The sequence below is a fragment of the Amycolatopsis sp. NPDC034160 genome (genome assembly GCF_055575355.1).
The window spans coordinates 31,766-47,063 of sequence record NZ_JBVISU010000019.1 but is presented as its reverse complement, the minus strand read 5'-3'; the positions used below and the strand labels follow the sequence as shown (position 1 = coordinate 47,063).

At 67.8% G+C, this 15,298-nt stretch carries 15 protein-coding genes and 1 pseudogene; 4 read left to right on the top strand and 12 right to left on the bottom strand.

What is annotated here, in order from left to right; genetic code table 11:
- The 3 genes from ACZ54P_RS30565 to ACZ54P_RS30555 all read right to left on the bottom strand — a co-directional run.
- Positions 1-1,079, bottom strand: a 1,079-nt coding sequence (locus tag ACZ54P_RS30565; RefSeq protein ID WP_465465050.1) for a HAMP domain-containing protein, incomplete at its 3' end; no start/stop codon positions are given.
- Positions 1,080-1,124: 45 nt separating this feature from the next.
- Positions 1,125-2,198, bottom strand: a complete 1,074-nt coding sequence (locus ACZ54P_RS30560; protein WP_465465049.1) for a PAS domain-containing sensor histidine kinase — start codon at positions 2,196-2,198, stop codon at positions 1,125-1,127.
- A 38-nt stretch (positions 2,199-2,236) separates the two neighbouring features.
- A complete protein-coding gene (locus ACZ54P_RS30555; RefSeq protein WP_465465048.1) occupies positions 2,237-2,917 on the bottom strand; it encodes a response regulator in 681 nt (226 codons plus the stop codon).
- 225 nt (positions 2,918-3,142) lie between these two features.
- On the opposite strand from ACZ54P_RS30555, the gene ACZ54P_RS30550 reads away from it, so the two are divergent.
- Positions 3,143-3,430: a hypothetical protein gene (locus tag ACZ54P_RS30550; protein WP_465465047.1), complete on the top strand. Its 288-nt coding sequence runs from the start codon at positions 3,143-3,145 to the stop codon at positions 3,428-3,430.
- Between the two features lie 4 nt (positions 3,431-3,434).
- Here the strand turns inward: ACZ54P_RS30550 and pspAB are convergent, their stop codons facing one another.
- The 7 genes from pspAB to ACZ54P_RS30515 form a co-directional block, all read right to left on the bottom strand.
- Complete coding sequence (gene pspAB, locus ACZ54P_RS30545) at positions 3,435-3,992, bottom strand: PspA-associated protein PspAB (RefSeq protein ID WP_465465046.1); 558 nt, start codon at positions 3,990-3,992, stop codon at positions 3,435-3,437.
- Between the two features lie 149 nt (positions 3,993-4,141).
- On the bottom strand, positions 4,142-4,747 hold the full coding sequence (locus ACZ54P_RS30540) for an ANTAR domain-containing protein (protein ID WP_465465045.1): 606 nt from the start codon (positions 4,745-4,747) through the stop codon (positions 4,142-4,144).
- A gap of 254 nt (positions 4,748-5,001) precedes the next feature.
- The gene (locus tag ACZ54P_RS30535) at positions 5,002-5,859 is read right to left on the bottom strand and encodes a spermidine synthase (RefSeq protein WP_465465044.1); all 858 of its coding nucleotides are present in this window, start codon (positions 5,857-5,859) and stop codon (positions 5,002-5,004) included.
- The gene (speD, locus tag ACZ54P_RS30530; RefSeq protein WP_465465043.1) at positions 5,859-6,230 is read right to left on the bottom strand and encodes an adenosylmethionine decarboxylase; all 372 of its coding nucleotides are present in this window, start codon (positions 6,228-6,230) and stop codon (positions 5,859-5,861) included. The genes ACZ54P_RS30535 and speD overlap by 1 nt, the downstream gene beginning before the upstream one ends.
- Entirely contained in the window at positions 6,220-7,362 is a 1,143-nt protein-coding gene (locus ACZ54P_RS30525) for a type III PLP-dependent enzyme (RefSeq protein ID WP_465465042.1), read from the bottom strand. Before ACZ54P_RS30525 ends, speD begins: the two co-directional genes overlap by 11 nt.
- Positions 7,363-7,407: 45 nt before the next feature.
- On the bottom strand, positions 7,408-7,596 hold the full coding sequence (locus ACZ54P_RS30520; protein WP_465465041.1) for a hypothetical protein: 189 nt from the start codon (positions 7,594-7,596) through the stop codon (positions 7,408-7,410).
- Between the two features lie 140 nt (positions 7,597-7,736).
- Positions 7,737-8,921 carry an MFS transporter gene (locus ACZ54P_RS30515; protein WP_465465040.1) on the bottom strand — a complete coding sequence of 395 codons (1,185 nt, stop codon included), beginning with the start codon at positions 8,919-8,921 and terminating at the stop codon, positions 7,737-7,739.
- A 93-nt stretch (positions 8,922-9,014) separates the two neighbouring features.
- Between ACZ54P_RS30515 and ACZ54P_RS30510 the strand changes: the two genes are divergently transcribed.
- Both ACZ54P_RS30510 and ACZ54P_RS30505 read left to right on the top strand, forming a co-directional pair.
- On the top strand, positions 9,015-9,518 hold the full coding sequence (locus tag ACZ54P_RS30510) for an Lrp/AsnC family transcriptional regulator (protein ID WP_037304977.1): 504 nt from the start codon (positions 9,015-9,017) through the stop codon (positions 9,516-9,518).
- Between the two features lie 164 nt (positions 9,519-9,682).
- Positions 9,683-12,067: an ATP-binding cassette domain-containing protein gene (locus ACZ54P_RS30505; RefSeq protein ID WP_465465039.1), complete on the top strand. Its 2,385-nt coding sequence runs from the start codon at positions 9,683-9,685 to the stop codon at positions 12,065-12,067.
- A gap of 349 nt (positions 12,068-12,416) precedes the next feature.
- On the opposite strand, the pseudogene ligD reads toward ACZ54P_RS30505, so the two are convergent.
- A pseudogene (gene ligD / locus ACZ54P_RS30500) lies at positions 12,417-13,348 on the bottom strand (non-homologous end-joining DNA ligase).
- A 42-nt stretch (positions 13,349-13,390) separates the two neighbouring features.
- The gene (locus tag ACZ54P_RS30495; RefSeq protein ID WP_465465038.1) at positions 13,391-14,515 is read right to left on the bottom strand and encodes an FAD-dependent oxidoreductase; all 1,125 of its coding nucleotides are present in this window, start codon (positions 14,513-14,515) and stop codon (positions 13,391-13,393) included.
- Positions 14,516-14,597: 82 nt separating this feature from the next.
- On the opposite strand from ACZ54P_RS30495, the gene ACZ54P_RS30490 reads away from it, so the two are divergent.
- Positions 14,598-15,293 (top strand): TetR/AcrR family transcriptional regulator, encoded by a 696-nt coding sequence (locus tag ACZ54P_RS30490; protein ID WP_465465037.1) that lies wholly within the window; start codon positions 14,598-14,600, stop codon positions 15,291-15,293.
- The last annotated feature ends 5 nt before the right edge of the window (positions 15,294-15,298 follow it).

Below are 15,298 nucleotides of genomic sequence, written 5' to 3'. Positions count from 1 at the left end.
CCTTCCGTGCCCACTTCACGCGCCACCCGCGTGACCTCGTCCGCGAACGAGGAAAGCTGATCGACCATCGTGTTGATCGTGTTCTTCAGCTCGAGAATCTCACCCCGCGCGTCCACCGTGATCTTCTGCGACAAGTCACCCTTCGCCACCGCGGTCGCGACCTGTGCGATGGACCGCACCTGCGCGGTGAGGTTGCCCGCCATGAAGTTCACCGACGTCGTCAAGTCCCGCCAAGTCCCCGCCACCCCGGGAACCTGCGCCTGCCCGCCGAGGGCACCCTCGGTGCCGACTTCGCGCGCGACCCGCGTGACTTCGTCGGCGAACGACGACAGCTGGTCCACCATCGTGTTGATCGTGTTCTTCAGCTCGAGAATCTCACCCCGCGCGTCCACCGTGATCTTCTGCGACAAGTCACCCTTCGCCACGGCGGTGGTCACTTCGGCGATCGATCGCACCTGATCGGTGAGGTTGCCCGCCATGAAGTTCACCGACGTCGTCAGATCCCGCCAAGTCCCCGCCACCCCGGGAACCTCCGCCTGCCCGCCCAGTCGTCCTTCGCTGCCGACCTCGCGCGCGACCCGCGTCACCTCGTCCGCGAACGACGACAACTGGTCCACCATCGTGTTGATCGTGTTCTTCAGCTCCAGCATCTCGCCTTTGACGTCGACGGTGATCTTCTGGGACAGATCCCCTTTCGCGACCGCCGTAGCGACCTCGGCGATGTCGCGAACCTGACCGGTCAGATTGCCCGCCATCGCGTTCACCGAATCGGTGAGGTCCTTCCAGGTACCCGAAACCGAAGGCACCGCCGCCTGTCCACCGAGCTTGCCGTCGGTCCCCACCTCACGCGCGACCCGGGTGACCTCGGAGGTGAACAACGCCAGCTGGTCGACCATCCCGTTGAAGACGACCGCCATCTCGTCCATCAGGACGTCGTCCACTTGGGGCAGCCGGGTGCTGAAATCGCCGTCACGGACGGCTTTCAGCCCCTCCAGCAGCCGTTGCAGTCCTTCGTCGTCGAGTCCACCACTCGCTCGGACCGGGTCGCGCGACACCCGCTTGTTCTCCGGTTCCGGCATCGAGGTGTCTCCTTCGTCCAGGGTTCCCCAGGTCCGGAGGAACCGTCATCGCCGTACCGGTCCGGAACCGGCCAGCGGAATCCAGCAGACCACCCAAGTGCCTTCACCCGGTTTACTGGTGACCCGGAACCATCCTTGCGCCGCCTCCGCACGCTCACGCATCGATGCCACTCCGATGTGCTCACCCGACAACATGTCCGGGGAACCGTCGGCGCCCGGCTTCATCCCGTCACCGTTGTCGGCGACCCGCACCAGCAGTCCGCCGTCCTGCCCGGTCAAGCTGACCTCGACGGCGGTGGCGTTCGCGTGCTTCCGCACGTTGACCAACGCCTCCTGCAGGATCCGGAAGACGGTGACGACGAGTTCAGGCGGCGGCCTGCCGGTGAAATCGTGCCGAAGCGTGCAGTCGAGCCCCCAGCCGCGGACGACCTCGTCGAGATAGTCGCGGATGGAGCCGACGAGGTCCTCGTCGTTCAGTGCGGGCGGGCGCAATTGGGCCACCAGTATCCGCAGTCGCCGGATCGCGCCTTGGATCGCTTCGTCGAGTTGCAGCAAAGCGGAATCGCGGCGCTGGGCGGCGAGCATCTGCAAGCGCATGCTCACCGCGATCATCGACTGAATGGAATCGTCGTGAACATCCCACGCGATACGACGTCTTTCGGTTTCTTGCGCTCGCACCAAATGCGCGAACGCCTGCTGCCGCCCGCTTCTCTCCTCTTGCACTTTCCGCCGTTCGGTGAGGTCCCTGGTCACCTTGCCGAAACCGATCAAGGCCCCCATGGGGTCACGCAGGGCGGTGAGCACGGTGTTGGCCCAGAAGTGTTTCCCTCCTCGGCGGACCCGCCAGCCTTCGTCCTCGTGGCTGCCCATTTCGGCGGCGATCAGCAGTTCCGCGGTCGGTCTTCCGTCGGCGATGTCCTCCTCGGTGTAGAAAACGGAGAAATGGCGGCCGAGGATCTCCTCCTCGGAATACCCCTTGATCCGTTCGGCGCCCTGGTTCCAGGTGATCACCTTTCCGTCGACGTCGAGCATGTAAATGGCGTAGTCGACGACGCTGTGCACGAACAACTCGAAGAGCACAGCATTGCGATGATCGGGCGCCGATTCCGATGGCAGCATGGCCATAGTGCAGCTTGGCACTCAGGCGCGTCCCGGCGCTACGGCCGTTCGAGGAGGCCGTTCCGGCGCGCGTGCGCCACGGCTTCGAGTTTCGAATGGGTTCCGGTCTTCACCAGTATCCGCTGCACGTGATTCCGCACGGTGTTCCGCGCGAGCCGCAACTCCTCGGCGATCCGATCGGTTCCCGCCCCGTCGGCGATCAAGCCGAGCACCTGCCGCTCCCGCAACGACAACACCGGACCGAGCGAACCGGAACTCCCGGCCAGCATGGCCAAAGCCCCGCTGAGCAGTTCCGGGTCGATGATCACGTCACCGGCCGCGACGGTGCGGATCGCCGTGATCAGCTCGTCGAGCAATCCCGATTTCAGCAACAGCCCGGCCCCGCCGACTTCGAGAATCCTGGCGGCGATGGCACTGTTCGCATCGCCGGTCAGCACGAGCACTCGGCTCGACGGCGAAATCGCGCGGAACCTCGCGATCGCCTCGATCCCGTCGCCGTCCGGCAGCCGCCTGTCGAGCAGAACGATGTCGGGCAGATGTTCTTCCGCCGCGATCATCCCGTGCGCGAGGGACTCCACCGAAGCCACCAGCCGGATCTCCGGGAATTCCTCGAAGGCGGCACCGAGTGCCTCGGCCACCATCTTGTGGTCTTCGACGAGCAGCACCCGGATCGGAGCCGCCGCCGGGGTTCCGGGCCGCGGGGAGTTCGGGTTCGGCATACACCTTCTCCGTCGATCGAGGTCTCGCCGGCGGACATTGTCCCACCGACTTCCGTCGTCCCGGCGTTTCGAAGCCAACCCGTGACACGTCGTACCCGTTCGGCGACCGAACGAGGTCTTTGTGCCCTCGATGCCACTACCTTCGGCGGTGACCTGAGCACCCGCGATACCGCATCGTCGAAGGTGGCAATCGCCGGACCGCCGAAGGGGAAGGGTGACCGGGACGTGACCACGAGGATCTGCGAGACCCGCCGCCGTCCCGGCACGCGCGCCGGCGCCACCCGGACACCGGTCTCCGCCGAACTCGAAAGGTTGCCGCGAGTATCGGCGAAACCCGAGACGCGCGCCTCCCTGCTCGACGACGTCTTGACCGTCATCCAGCAGGCCGACGGTGCGGCCGCGGCCACGAACGGCACCGCGCGGCCTCGGGAGCGGTACCACTTTCCGCGATGGAACCCACGGGACCGGCGCGTTCAGCGGCTGCGCGGCTGGCTCAGCGGCGCCACCGGCTGACCGGTCAGACCGGGCGCCACCGGCCGATATCGGGCTCCATCGGCACGATCCGGGTCAGCGACGAACGCACCTTCAGCTCCATCGCGCGGTCCCGGCCGCGGGTCCCGCGCGGGGCATAGGGATAGAAGGTGCCGCGCTCCCGGCGATAGACCATGGTCAGCTTGGGGTGGCGCAGATCCCGCAGCTCGGCGAAATCTACCGTCGTGTGCAGCAGCCAAGACGCGAAGCCCGCCTGCGCCAGCCGGTCGTTGACGTCGACGAGGTCACCGAGAAGCCAGCCCAGATCCCCGTTCTCCCGCCAGCAGCGCACGATCGTCCTTCCCTGGGCGTCGTGGTTGATCACGTTGCGGCGCACGGAATCCCCGGCGAGACCGGCGATGATCTCCGCGTCCGTCCCCTCGCCGGGACGGCCCTCCGCGACGAAGCAGACCGTCCCCGTCCCGGTCGGCGCGAGTCCGTAGCCTGCCCGCAACGGCAAGGCCGTGGACCTCAAATCCAGCAACGGAAGCAGGCTCGGCCGTACCGAGCGGCTCCTCCCGAGAAGGCTTCCCAGTCGCGCCATGGCATTCACGCATCCTCTCTTCTGCGTGAAGCCTTCCCCGTTCCGTCCCGGCGCTGTAGGGCCGCACGGTCGCGCGTTTCGCGGGACAAGTCATCGTTTCCGGTGACCAACGACCCTACCGGCAACTGCCGCTCACCACTCGGCAGTTGTCAACTGCGGCGCGATCGAAGGAATACCTGGCTGTCCAGTGAACCGTCGACGACCCCGCGTGCCACGTCGAACAGCTTCCGGTTCGAGCCGCGGGCGAACGCGCGCATGCGCTGAAAAGCCTCGCCGGCGCTGACACCGGCACGCTCGGCGAGTATCCCTTTCGCCTGCTCGATGACGATCCGGCTGTCGAGCGCCGTCTGCAACTGTTCCGATAGGTTCCGATAGTGCCGCAGCTCCCGATGCTGGACCAGGCACAGGGTCGCGGCATCGGCGAGCGCCTGTCCGAGGCGGCGATCCTCGGCACTCAAAACCGCGGTTTCGGTATTCAGAAAGGTGATCGCACCGAGGGTTTCCTCCATCGCACGCAACGGAAGCGCGGAAACCGCGGCGTAGCCCAGTTCGGCCATTCTGGCGACGTAACCTGGCCAGCGGGACTTTTCGGCGGAGAGATCGTCGATCGAGACGCCACTACCGGTTTCGAACGATTCGAGGGCGGGCCCTTCTTCGACGGCCGCGGGGTATCGCTCGAGTTCCAGGCCCGGCAGGAAAACCTCCATCGAGTCGATCGGCAGCAGGCGCGCGCATTCGCTGGACAGGATGTCCACGACTCGCTCCGGCCGCGGATCCTCCACGGCGCTCGCGGTCAAACTCACGAACGCCGCGCAGACCGCGGATTCCCTGGTCAGCCCGGCGGTGAGCTCGGTGTCCCTCGCCATGGACGCCATCACCGATCCCGGAAGTGCATTCGCGACCCCGCGCGCCGTTCAGTCACCCGAGCGATTCTGGCCCGCATGGCCGCACCCGGCAACGACCAGATGGAGGATCCTTCACAAAAGCGCTCGCGGCGCGAAGGTTCGCCTTACCGGCGCAGGGATATCGGGGGCACCGTATTCGCGCGCAGCGCGTATTCGTCCATAGTGGACTCTCCGATGCCCGCCTTGCCGATCTTCTCCGCGACGAAGGCGCCCGGATCGTCGAGCACGTCGGCCCTGCCGCTCAGGAACGCCCATTCGTGCTCGTCCGAGCCGTAGTAGAGGACGGTTCCGAACGACTCGGCGAACCGGCGCCACGACGAGATGAGGTTCTGATTGCGCCACAGCGTCGGGCAGCCTGCCTGGCAGCCGACCACTCCCCCGGTGGTGAGCAGCGCCGTGCACCGGGCCAGGAAATCGGTTCCGTACAACCGGTTGTGCTGTGCCTCCGGATCGTCGTTCTCGTCCGGCAGGTCGATGACGACCACGTCGTAGGTGTCCCCACGCTCCCGTGCTTCGGCGAGGAACTCCCAGCCGTCGCGATAGTGCACGCGGATCTTCCCGTCGCCGCGCTCGGCACGGGCGAGGTCGTCGAGCATGTAGCCGTAGGGAAGATGCTCGGCGCAGGCCCGCACCGCCTCGGCGTCGATGTCGACGTGATCGACCACGTCGGCTCCCGCGGCGACCGCGAGTTCCGAGGCGACCCCTTCGCTGGAGCCGATGATCAACACCCGCTCGACCCGTTCGGCGAGCAGCAGCGACGGGATCATCAGCGCCTCGTGGTAGACGAGCTGGCTCAGCTCGGTACTCTGCCGTTCGTCGTCGCAGAACAGAGAAACCCCCTGCGCCGTCCGTCCGATGAGGACGTTCTGGAAGGCGGTGCGACCCTCGAACAGCACCTCGTCGACGTCCCAGTGCCGGGTGAGTCCCGGTCCCATCGGTTCGACGATCCGCCGCTGTGCCATCAGTTCTCTCCTCGTTCCACAGTGGACATCCGGACGGTGCCGGCACCGAGCAGCTTCGCCAGCAGCGCGACGGCCCGCTCCGGGTCGGCCCGGTCCCCGCAGGTGAACACGTCCACGAACACCGAGCCGATCTCCGGGTAGGTGTGCACGGACGCGTGCGACTCGGCCAGCAGCGCGAGCACGGTGACCCCTTGCGGTGCGAAAGAATGCGACACGACCTCGCACACCGTCGCCCCCGCTTCCGTCACCGCGTCCGCGAGGGCCTTCTTCAGCAACGCGGGATCATCGAGGAGCGACGGCTCGATCCCCTCGAACTCCGCGAGAACGTGGCGGCCGGCGAACCGGCCGACGAGTGGCACTTCACCCGGCATCGGCGAACCTCCCCACACCATAGGTACGCAACGGTTCGATTCCGTTGAACGCGACGGACGAGTAGCTGGCGGTGTACGCACCGGTGCCCGGGATGTCCAGCCGGTCGCCCGCCTTCAACGACAGCGGCAGCGCGCACGGCGTCCGCTGGTAAAGCACGTCGTCACCATCGCAGGTCGGCCCCGCCAGTACCACCGGTCCTTCCGGTCCTTTGACGCCGACGGGCTCCAGCCGATACGCGACGGCTTCGTTCTCACACTCGGCCATCCCGTTGTACCGGCCGACGTCGAGGTAGACCCAGCGGCGTTCGTCGGCGGCGGCGCGGGTGGTCACCAGGACGACTTCGGTCCGGATGAGCCCGGCGTCGGCGACGATCACGCGGCCCGGCTCGAGCATCAGTTCCGGCCCCGGCAGGTGTCGCTGAATGGCGTCGTGGATCACCGCCGCGTAGCCCGCCAGGGAAGGAACGGGTTCCCGGTGCTCGGTGGCGAATCCGCCGCCGATGTTGAGCCGCGCCAGACCGACGCCCGCGTCGGCGGCGACCTTGGCCGCGGTCGCGACGCCGATCTCCCAGGCGGCCGGATCCGGTTGCTGTGAGCCGACGTGGAAGGCGATCCCCGGCCGCAGCCCGGCTTCCACGGCCTGGCGGAGCAACGCGGCCGCCACGGGTGGCTCACAGCCGAACTTGTGGCCGAACGGCGTGACCGAATCGGGACCGCCGGTCAGCAGGCGGATCGAGACCAGCGAACCGGGCGCGTGCTCGGCGAGGTTCGCCAGATCACCGGCGGAATCCGTGGTGAATTCACGGACTCCGCGCGCATACGCGTACGAGATGTCCGACGGCTTCTTGATCGTGTTGCCGTAGGCCAGTTCCGCCGCGTCCGCGCCGCGCGACAGGCACAAGTCGATCTCGCCCGTGCTCGCGACGTCGAACCCCGCTCCCGCCGACCGCACCGCGTCGAGCACCCCGGGAGCGGGATTGGCCTTGACCGCGTAGCGGATCAGCGCGTCCGGGAAGGCCGCCGAGACCGCGGCCGTCCGCTCCGCGACCAGGTCGGTGTCCACGACCAGGCACGGTGTCGGCGGCTCGCGATCCGCCAGGAAGGCGCGGATCCGGTTGAGGCTTTCGGTCACGCGCCCCAGGGTGCCAAAGGCCCCTGAGCGGCGCGGAACCCGGGGTCACGCCCGGGCGTCGTCCGAGGCCTGCGCGGGCAATTCCACCCCGTGTTCGGCCGCCAAGCGCTCCAGGTTGGCGAGATCGGCGCCGACGGCCGACGCACGATCCTCGTCCGAATCCCGCCTGGCGATCCGGACCTCTTCCCTCGCCTGCCGTACCCGGTCCCGCAGATTCACCGCGAACTCGCTCATCGTGCACCCCCGATCTGCCGCGCCTTGTCCGTCTTCACCCTAGGACACTGGCGAATTCATCACCCACGTGATGTGCGTCATCACGGGCGCGTTCGTGGTCGAAGTGAAGAAGTATGACGGCGCCGCCATGGTTTCGCAGATCAGGGGAGACCGGCTTTTTCCACCGGGGCGGCCGCGCCCACCCGGCGGCCGATCACCGCCAGCGGCACGAGAGCGCACAGCCCGCCCGCGATGGCGACCAGAACGTATCCGCCCAGGCCGAACAGGTGCCCGGCGAGCAGGCTCGCCGCCGCGGAGGTCCCCCACACGAAGGCGTCGACGGTGCCCTGAGCCCGTGCCCGCTGAGCGGGCGGGAGATCACGGCTGAGCATGCTGCTGCCGCCGACGAACACCAGATTCCAGCCGTAACCGAGCAGGAACATCGCGACCGGGATTCCCACGTGATGCGAATCGGGGCCGCCGATCGCGGTGACCGCCGCGACGGTGAGCGTGCCGATGCCGCCGAAGATGGTCACGCGGCCGCCCCAGCGGTCGGCGATCCAGCCGGACAACGGCGCCAGCGCGAACATTCCGATCAGATGGGCGCTCAGCACCCAGCCGACGACGTCCAGGCCCTGACCGTGCTGGTGCAACTGGACCGGCGTCATCGTCATCACCGCGACCATCGCCAGCTGCGCGCCGACCATCGCCACGAGCGGTCCGAGGATCAGCGGGTTCCGCACGGACATCCGCTCCCGCCTCGGTACCCCTTCCGCCGGAGCGGCGAGACCGCGCGGCAGGGTGGCGACGGCGACCACCGCGATGGCCACGACGATCGCCCCGGCCGCGAGCGGACCGGACAGGGCAGGCAGTTCGGCGGCTTCCGCCCGCGCCGCGGCTGGCGCGATCAACGCCGGACCGGCCACCGCGCCGACCGTCCCCGCCCAGACCATTGTGGACAGTGCGAAACCCTTGCGGTGTTCCGGAGACAGGTCGGCGGCTGTATAGCGCGAAAGCTGCGCCCCGCTGTTGCCGAAGCCGATCAAGGGCATCCCCGCCACCAGCGCGAGCACCGATCCGCCGAGCACACCCGCGAACGAGATCAGCGCGCCCGCCACCGCGGCGCCGTACATCAGCACCAGGACCAGCCGCCTGCCGTAGCGGGCGGACAGCGCTCCCGACGACAGCGACCCGGCGGCGGAACCGAGTACCAGTGCGGCGTTCGGGAGCCCGCTCCACGCGGCACCGGCGTGCTCGACCACGATCAACGCCGCCGTGGTGGACAGGCCGACGACCGCGGTGCTGAGGCAGGCGACGCCCATGAAGAGGGCGAACATCGGTTTCATGATTCAAACCTAAGGAATCCGGACGTTCCGGCGAATAGGCTCGCGAAGGCCTTGCGGGGGTGCGAGGCCCATCATGAAAGGAATCCTGGCGCGATGACCTTACGATCGGAAAGACCGCTGGACGACCTCGACTGGCGGCTCGTCGAGACGCTCCAGAGCGACGGACGCCTCTCGTTCAAGGAACTGGGACGCCGGGTCAACCTCTCCGCGCCGGCGGTCGCCGAGCGGGTCCGGCGGCTGGAGGAGACGGGCGTCATCACCGGGTATCGCGCACAGGTCGACGCGCGCCGCACCGGGTACGACCTGCAGGCGTTCGTCGAGATGCGCTGCTCGCTCGGCAGCTGCCTGCTGCGCACCAGCAAGTCGGAGGACTACCCCGAGGTGGTCGAGCTGCACCGGCTCAGCGGTGACCGCTGCACCATGCTGAAGGTGCGGGCCGTGTCGCTCGAACATCTCGAAGGCCTTTTCGAACGGCTGGGCAAGCACGGTGAGCTGCGGTCGTCGGTGGTGCTGTCGACACAGTTCGAAGGCAGGCCGGTCGGACCGCCGGTCGAGGACTACCTGAAGGCGACGAAGAGCGAGGGCTGGAGCGTCTGAACCGGATCAGGAATCGAGAAGCGCCGGAGGCCACGGTTCACCTAGCGTGATCATCGTCGCGGACGCCCCGCACGTACAAAAGGATGAACGGCTCGAAACTGGTTAGATCGAGCCCGGTGAGGCTGACGGACCGTGAACGCGGCCCACCTCAGGATGGAGAAACGATGCGCAAGACCGCCAGGCCGCAGCCGCCCGAGCAGCACCCCGCCGACACCCACGACCTGATCCGTGTGCTGGGCGCGCGCGAGAACAACCTCAAGGACGTCGCCGTCGAGCTGCCGAAAAGACGGCTGACGGTGTTCACCGGCGTTTCCGGCTCGGGCAAGAGCTCACTGGTCTTCGACACGATCGCGGCCGAGTCGCAGCGGCTGATCAACGAGACCTACAGCACCTTCGTGCAGGGTTTCATGCCGACGCTGGCCCGGCCCGAGGTCGACGTGCTCGACGGCCTGACCACGGCGATCATCGTCGACCAGCAGCGGATGGGCTCCGACCCTCGCTCCACCGTCGGCACCGCCACCGACGCCCACGCGATGCTGCGCATCCTCTTCAGCCGGATCGGGAAGCCGCACATCGGCTCACCGCAGGCGTTCTCCTTCAACGTCGCCTCGATCAGCGGGGCGGGCGCCGTCACCATCGAGAAGGCCGGGCGGACCACGAAGGAACGCCGCGAATTCAGCATCACCGGCGGCATGTGCTCACGCTGCGAAGGGCGCGGCACGGTCAACGACATCGACCTCACCGCGCTGTACGACGAGAACAAATCCCTCAACGAAGGCGCGCTCTCGATCCCCGGTTACTCCATGGAGGGCTGGTTCGGCCGCATCCTGCGCGGCTGCGGCTTCTTCGACCCCGACAAGCCGATCAAGAAGTACACCAAGAGGCAGCTGGACGACCTGCTCTACAAGGAGCCGGTCAAGCTCAAGATCGAAGGCATCAACCTGACCTATTCGGGTCTCATCCCCTCGATCCAGAAGTCGTTCCTCGCCAAGGACCGGGAGGCGATGCAGCCGCATATCCGCGCCTTCGTCGACCGGGCGGTCACCTTCACCACCTGCCCCGAATGCGACGGGACCCGGCTCAGCGAGACCGCGCGGTCGTCGAAGATCAAGCGGATCAACATCGCCGACGCCTGCTCGATGCAGATCAGCGACCTCGCCGAGTGGGTCCGAGGGCTGAAGGAGCCGTCGGTGGCGCCGCTGCTGGAGAAGCTGCTGCACACGCTCGACTCCTTCGTGGAGATCGGACTCGGCTACCTCTCGCTCGACCGGCCGTCCGGCACGCTGTCGGGTGGCGAGGCCCAGCGCACCAAGATGATCCGCCACCTCGGCTCCTCCCTCACCGACGTCACCTATGTCTTCGACGAGCCGACCATCGGCCTGCACCCGCACGACATCCAGCGGATGAACAACCTACTGCGGCAGCTGCGCGACAAGGGCAACACGGTGCTGGTCGTCGAGCACAAGCCGGAGACGATCGCCATCGCCGACCACGTCGTCGACCTCGGACCCGGCGCGGGCACGGCAGGCGGCACGATCTGCTTCGAGGGCACCGTCGACGGCCTGCGCGCCAGCGACACCATCACCGGCCGCCACCTCGACGACCGGGCCGCGCTCAAGGACAGCGTCCGCAAGCCCACCGGCAAACTGGAGATCCGCGGCGCGGACCGCCACAACCTGCGGAACGTCGACGTCGACGTCCCGCTCGGGGTCCTCTGCGTCGTCACCGGGGTGGCGGGCTCCGGCAAGAGCTCGCTGATCCACGGATCGCTCCCCGCCGCCGAGGGCGTGGTTTCGGTCGACCAGACGCCCATCCGCGGCTCGCGACGAAGCAACCCGGCCACCTACACCAGCCTGCTCGAACCGATCCGGAAGGCGTTCGCCAAGGCCAATGGCGTGAAGCCGGCGCTGTTCAGCGCCAACTCCGAAGGCGCCTGCCCGACCTGCAACGGCGCCGGTGTCATCTACACCGACCTCGGCATCATGGCGGGCACCGCGACCACCTGCGAAGAGTGCGACGGCAAGCGGTTCCAGGCCTCGGTACTGGAGTACACCTTCGGCGGCAAGAACATCAGCGAGGTCCTCGCGATGCCGGTGTCCGAAGCCGAGGCGTTCTTCGGCGAGGGCGACGGGCGCCTCCCGGCCGCGCACGCCATCCTCAGCAGGCTCAACGACGTCGGGCTCGGCTACCTCAGCCTCGGCCAGCCGCTCACCACGCTTTCCGGTGGCGAACGGCAGCGGCTGAAGCTCGCCACGCACATGGGCGACAAGGGCGGCGTCTACGTCCTCGACGAACCCACCACCGGTCTGCACCTGGCCGACGTCGAAAACCTGCTCGCCCTGCTGGACCGGCTCGTCGACTCCGGCAAGTCCGTGATCGTGATCGAGCACCACCAGGCCGTCATGGCGCACGCCGACTGGATCATCGACCTCGGTCCCGGCGCCGGTCACGACGGCGGCAAGATCGTCTTCGAGGGCACGCCCGCCGACCTCGTCGCGACCGGTTCGACGCTGACCGGCGAGCACCTGGCGGCCTACGTCGGCAAGTGAGTGGTGGGTCCGTGAAGGGGCTCTTCACTGCTCTCAAGGCCAGGTCCGGCAGAGTCGAGATGGGCGGGCCTGATTTTGGACATCCGACCGGGCTTTACTGTCCACAAAGGACACCTGCGGCCGGTTCGGTATCCGATTTCTGCCTTTATGTACGGTTCCGCGCGGGGTCGTGAGTGCGGATGAGGGTTCTAACCCTCATCCACACTCACGACCCCCTCGCGAAGCAGCGCAAATCACCCAAATCGGGCGCTACGGTCTCGAAAAGCATCCCTTATGGACAGTCAGGAGCGGGCCGATCCTGGCCTGGATGCCGACGTCGACGAGCGGGGACATCGCCCTACCCTCGCGTTTAGTCCTCTAAATGCGGGTCGCGGTCGGCCCACTCGAGGAGGGTGTCGAGCGAGTACGCCGTGTCGTCGATGCCCGCGTGCAGGTCGCCGAGTTCGGCGAAGCGCGCGGGCACGGTGGCGATGGGAATTCGCGCGGCTCGACGTCGTCGATCTCGTCCCAGCCGATCGGCGTCGAGACGACGGCTTCGGGTACGCCGCGGACCGAGTAGGCGCTGGCGATGGTGTGGTCGCGAGCGTTCTGGTTGTAGTCGACGAACAGTTTCGAAGGATCGCGATCCTTGCGCCACCAGGTGGTGGTGACCTCGTCGGGCATGCGGCGCTCGACCTCGCGCGCGAAGGCGTGCGCGGCCCGGCGTACCTCCTGGAAGCCCCACCTCGGTTCGATCCGGACGTAAACGTGCAGGCCGTGGCCACCGGAGGTCTTCGGCCATCCGGTGATGCCGAGTTCGTCCAGGATCTCGCGGACGGTGTGGGCGACCTTCCGCACGGTGGAGAACGGGCAGTCGGGCATCGGGTCGAGGTCGATCCGCCACTCGTCGGGGCGTTCGGTGTCGGCCCGGCGGGAGTTCCAGGGGTGAAACTCGACGGTCGACATCTGCACCGCCCAAATCACGTCGGCGGGATGCGTGACGCACAGTTCGTAGGCGTGCCTTCCGGAGGGGAAGTCGACGCGGACGGTCTGCAACCAGTCCGGGGCACCGTTCGGGACGCGTTTCTGGTGAACCTTCTCCCCCGAGACCCCGGACGGGAACCGGTGCAGCATGCAGGGCCGTTCCCGCAGCGCCCGCACGATCCCGTCGCCGACCGCGAGGTAGTACCGGACCAGATCGAGCTTGGTCTCACCCCGCGCCGGGAAGTAGACCCGATCCGGGTTCGAGACGCGCACCGTCCGGTCGCCGACCTCGATTTCCACCGCCGAGCTTTTCGCCATGAGGGGAAACTAGCTCGAAACCGGCCACCCGGCCGATCACGATCACTCACTTCCGACGAACATCTCGACCAGGCTCCACGGAAGTTTCTCGCGGAACTCACGTTCCCGCAGGACTGCGGTCTCGCCGTCGACTTCGGCACTCCGGACGAACATGGCCTGCTCGTACTCGCCGATCCCGGCCTCGACGTCGCCGGGATGGGCGACGAGCGCTTTGGCCAGTTCGGCGCCGTCGAGCATGGCCAGGTTGGCCCCTTCACCGTTGGGAGCGGCGAGGTGGGCGGCGTCACCGACCAGCGTCACCCCGGGCACCTGGTCCCAGCGGAGCCCGGACGGGAGGGCGTAGTGCGGGCGATGGACCGGCGCGGTGTCGCTCTCGGTGATCAGCGCCGTGAGCTCCGGCGCCCAGCCGTCGAACTCCCGCGCGATCCGCGCGGTGGTCGCGGCGGGATCGGTGAAATCGATGCCCGCGAACCAGTCCAGCGCCTCGTTGAGCACCACGTAGGTGTGCAAGGTGTCGCCGCTTTCCCGGTGCGCGTGGATCTCCCTCTCCGGTGCGGGCGCTATCAGCGCCCCACCGCCGACCGCCTTCGCCGCGGCCCGATGCCGGATGTCGGCCTCGAACAGGTAGGTCTCGACGAACGACGTACCGGCGTACTCGGGTGTGGCGTCGGTGAGCAAAGGCCGTACTCGGGACCAGGCGCCGTCCGCTCCGACCAGCACGTCTCCCACGACGGTGGTGCCGTCGGCGAAGGTCACCTCGTGGCCGCCTTCGTCGAGGCGTCGGACGCCGGTGACCTTGTGGCCCCAGCGGACGGTGCCGTCCGGAAGGGAATCGAGCAACATCCGCCGCAGATCGGCGCGCTGCACCTCGGGGCGGCCGCCCGTACCGTCGTCGGCCTGCTCGAACAGGACCGTCCCGTCCGGCGCGAGGATCCGCATCGCCTCGCGGCCCTCCAGGACGAGGTCGCGGAACTCCTCCATCAGGCCTGCGGCCTGGATGGCGAGCTGTCCGTTGTAGTCGTGGATGTCGAGCATCCCGCCCTGTGCGCGTTGCTCCGGCGAGCCCTCCGCCTCGTAGACCACTGCCGGGATTCCGTGTACGTGCAGGACACGGGCCAGGGTGAGCCCGCTGAGTCCCGCGCCGATGATCGTGACGGTCACCTTCATGCCACCTCTTCTGGAATGACGTTCCATCATGGAATGCCATTCCAGATTGGAACGACGCTCCAGTCGTGTCAAGATGGGCGGCATGGGCACACGGACAAGCCGGACACCTCGGCGCGCGGAAGCGCTCTCCCGGGAGCGCATCGTCGAGGCCGCCGTCGCACTGCTCGACGCGGACGGCGAGAGCGGGCTGACCTTCCGGACACTGACCGAACGCCTCGCCACCGGCCCGGGAGCGATCTACTGGCATGTGGCGAACAAAGGAGAACTACTCGCCGCCGCGACCGACTCCGTGATCACGGACGTCTTGGCCATCGAGCACGACGAGACATCGGACACGCCTCAGGACGAGATCCGCACCATCGCACTCGGCCTGTTCGACGCGATCGCGGAACACCCGTGGCTGTCCGCGCAACTCGCCGTTCAGCTTTCCCGCAGCCCTTGGGGTTCGGTGACCCCGCGGATCTTCGAAAGCCTCGGGCAACGGGTGGCCGCGCTGGGCGTGCCCGAAGCCACCTGGTTCACGGCGACCTCGGCGCTCATGCACTATGTCTTCGGCGCCGCGGGCCAGAACGCCGCGAACGCCCGCGCACTCGGCCCCGGAGTAGACCGGGCCGAGTTTCTCCACGCCGCGGCGACGGCGTGGGAAGAGCTCGACCCGGGCGAATACCCGTTCATGAAGTCGATCGCCGATCAGGTGCGCGAGCACGACGACCGGGAGCAGTTCCTCACCGGGGTCGATCTCATCCTCACCGGCATCACCGCCCCGAACCGGGCCTGAGCACC

Excerpts from the sequence above, each read along its gene's own strand:
- ACZ54P_RS30515 (WP_465465040.1), bottom strand. The coding sequence starts at position 8,921 with ATGAAACCGATGTTCGCCCTCTTCATGGGCGTCGCCTGCCTCAGCACC.
- ACZ54P_RS30560 (WP_465465049.1), bottom strand. The coding sequence starts at position 2,198 with ATGCTGCCATCGGAATCGGCGCCCGATCATCGCAATGCTGTGCTCTTC.
- ACZ54P_RS30495 (WP_465465038.1), bottom strand. The coding sequence starts at position 14,515 with ATGAAGGTGACCGTCACGATCATCGGCGCGGGACTCAGCGGGCTCACC.
- ACZ54P_RS30520 (WP_465465041.1), bottom strand. The coding sequence starts at position 7,596 with ATGAGCGAGTTCGCGGTGAATCTGCGGGACCGGGTACGGCAGGCGAGG.
- ACZ54P_RS30490 (WP_465465037.1), top strand. The coding sequence starts at position 14,598 with ATGGGCACACGGACAAGCCGGACACCTCGGCGCGCGGAAGCGCTCTCC.
- ACZ54P_RS30535 (WP_465465044.1), bottom strand. The coding sequence starts at position 5,859 with ATGGCACAGCGGCGGATCGTCGAACCGATGGGACCGGGACTCACCCGG.
- pspAB (WP_465465046.1), bottom strand. The coding sequence starts at position 3,992 with ATGGCGCGACTGGGAAGCCTTCTCGGGAGGAGCCGCTCGGTACGGCCG.
- ACZ54P_RS30510 (WP_037304977.1), top strand. The coding sequence starts at position 9,015 with ATGACCTTACGATCGGAAAGACCGCTGGACGACCTCGACTGGCGGCTC.
- ACZ54P_RS30555 (WP_465465048.1), bottom strand. The coding sequence starts at position 2,917 with ATGCCGAACCCGAACTCCCCGCGGCCCGGAACCCCGGCGGCGGCTCCG.
- speD (WP_465465043.1), bottom strand. The coding sequence starts at position 6,230 with ATGCCGGGTGAAGTGCCACTCGTCGGCCGGTTCGCCGGCCGCCACGTT.
- ACZ54P_RS30505 (WP_465465039.1), top strand. The coding sequence starts at position 9,683 with ATGCGCAAGACCGCCAGGCCGCAGCCGCCCGAGCAGCACCCCGCCGAC.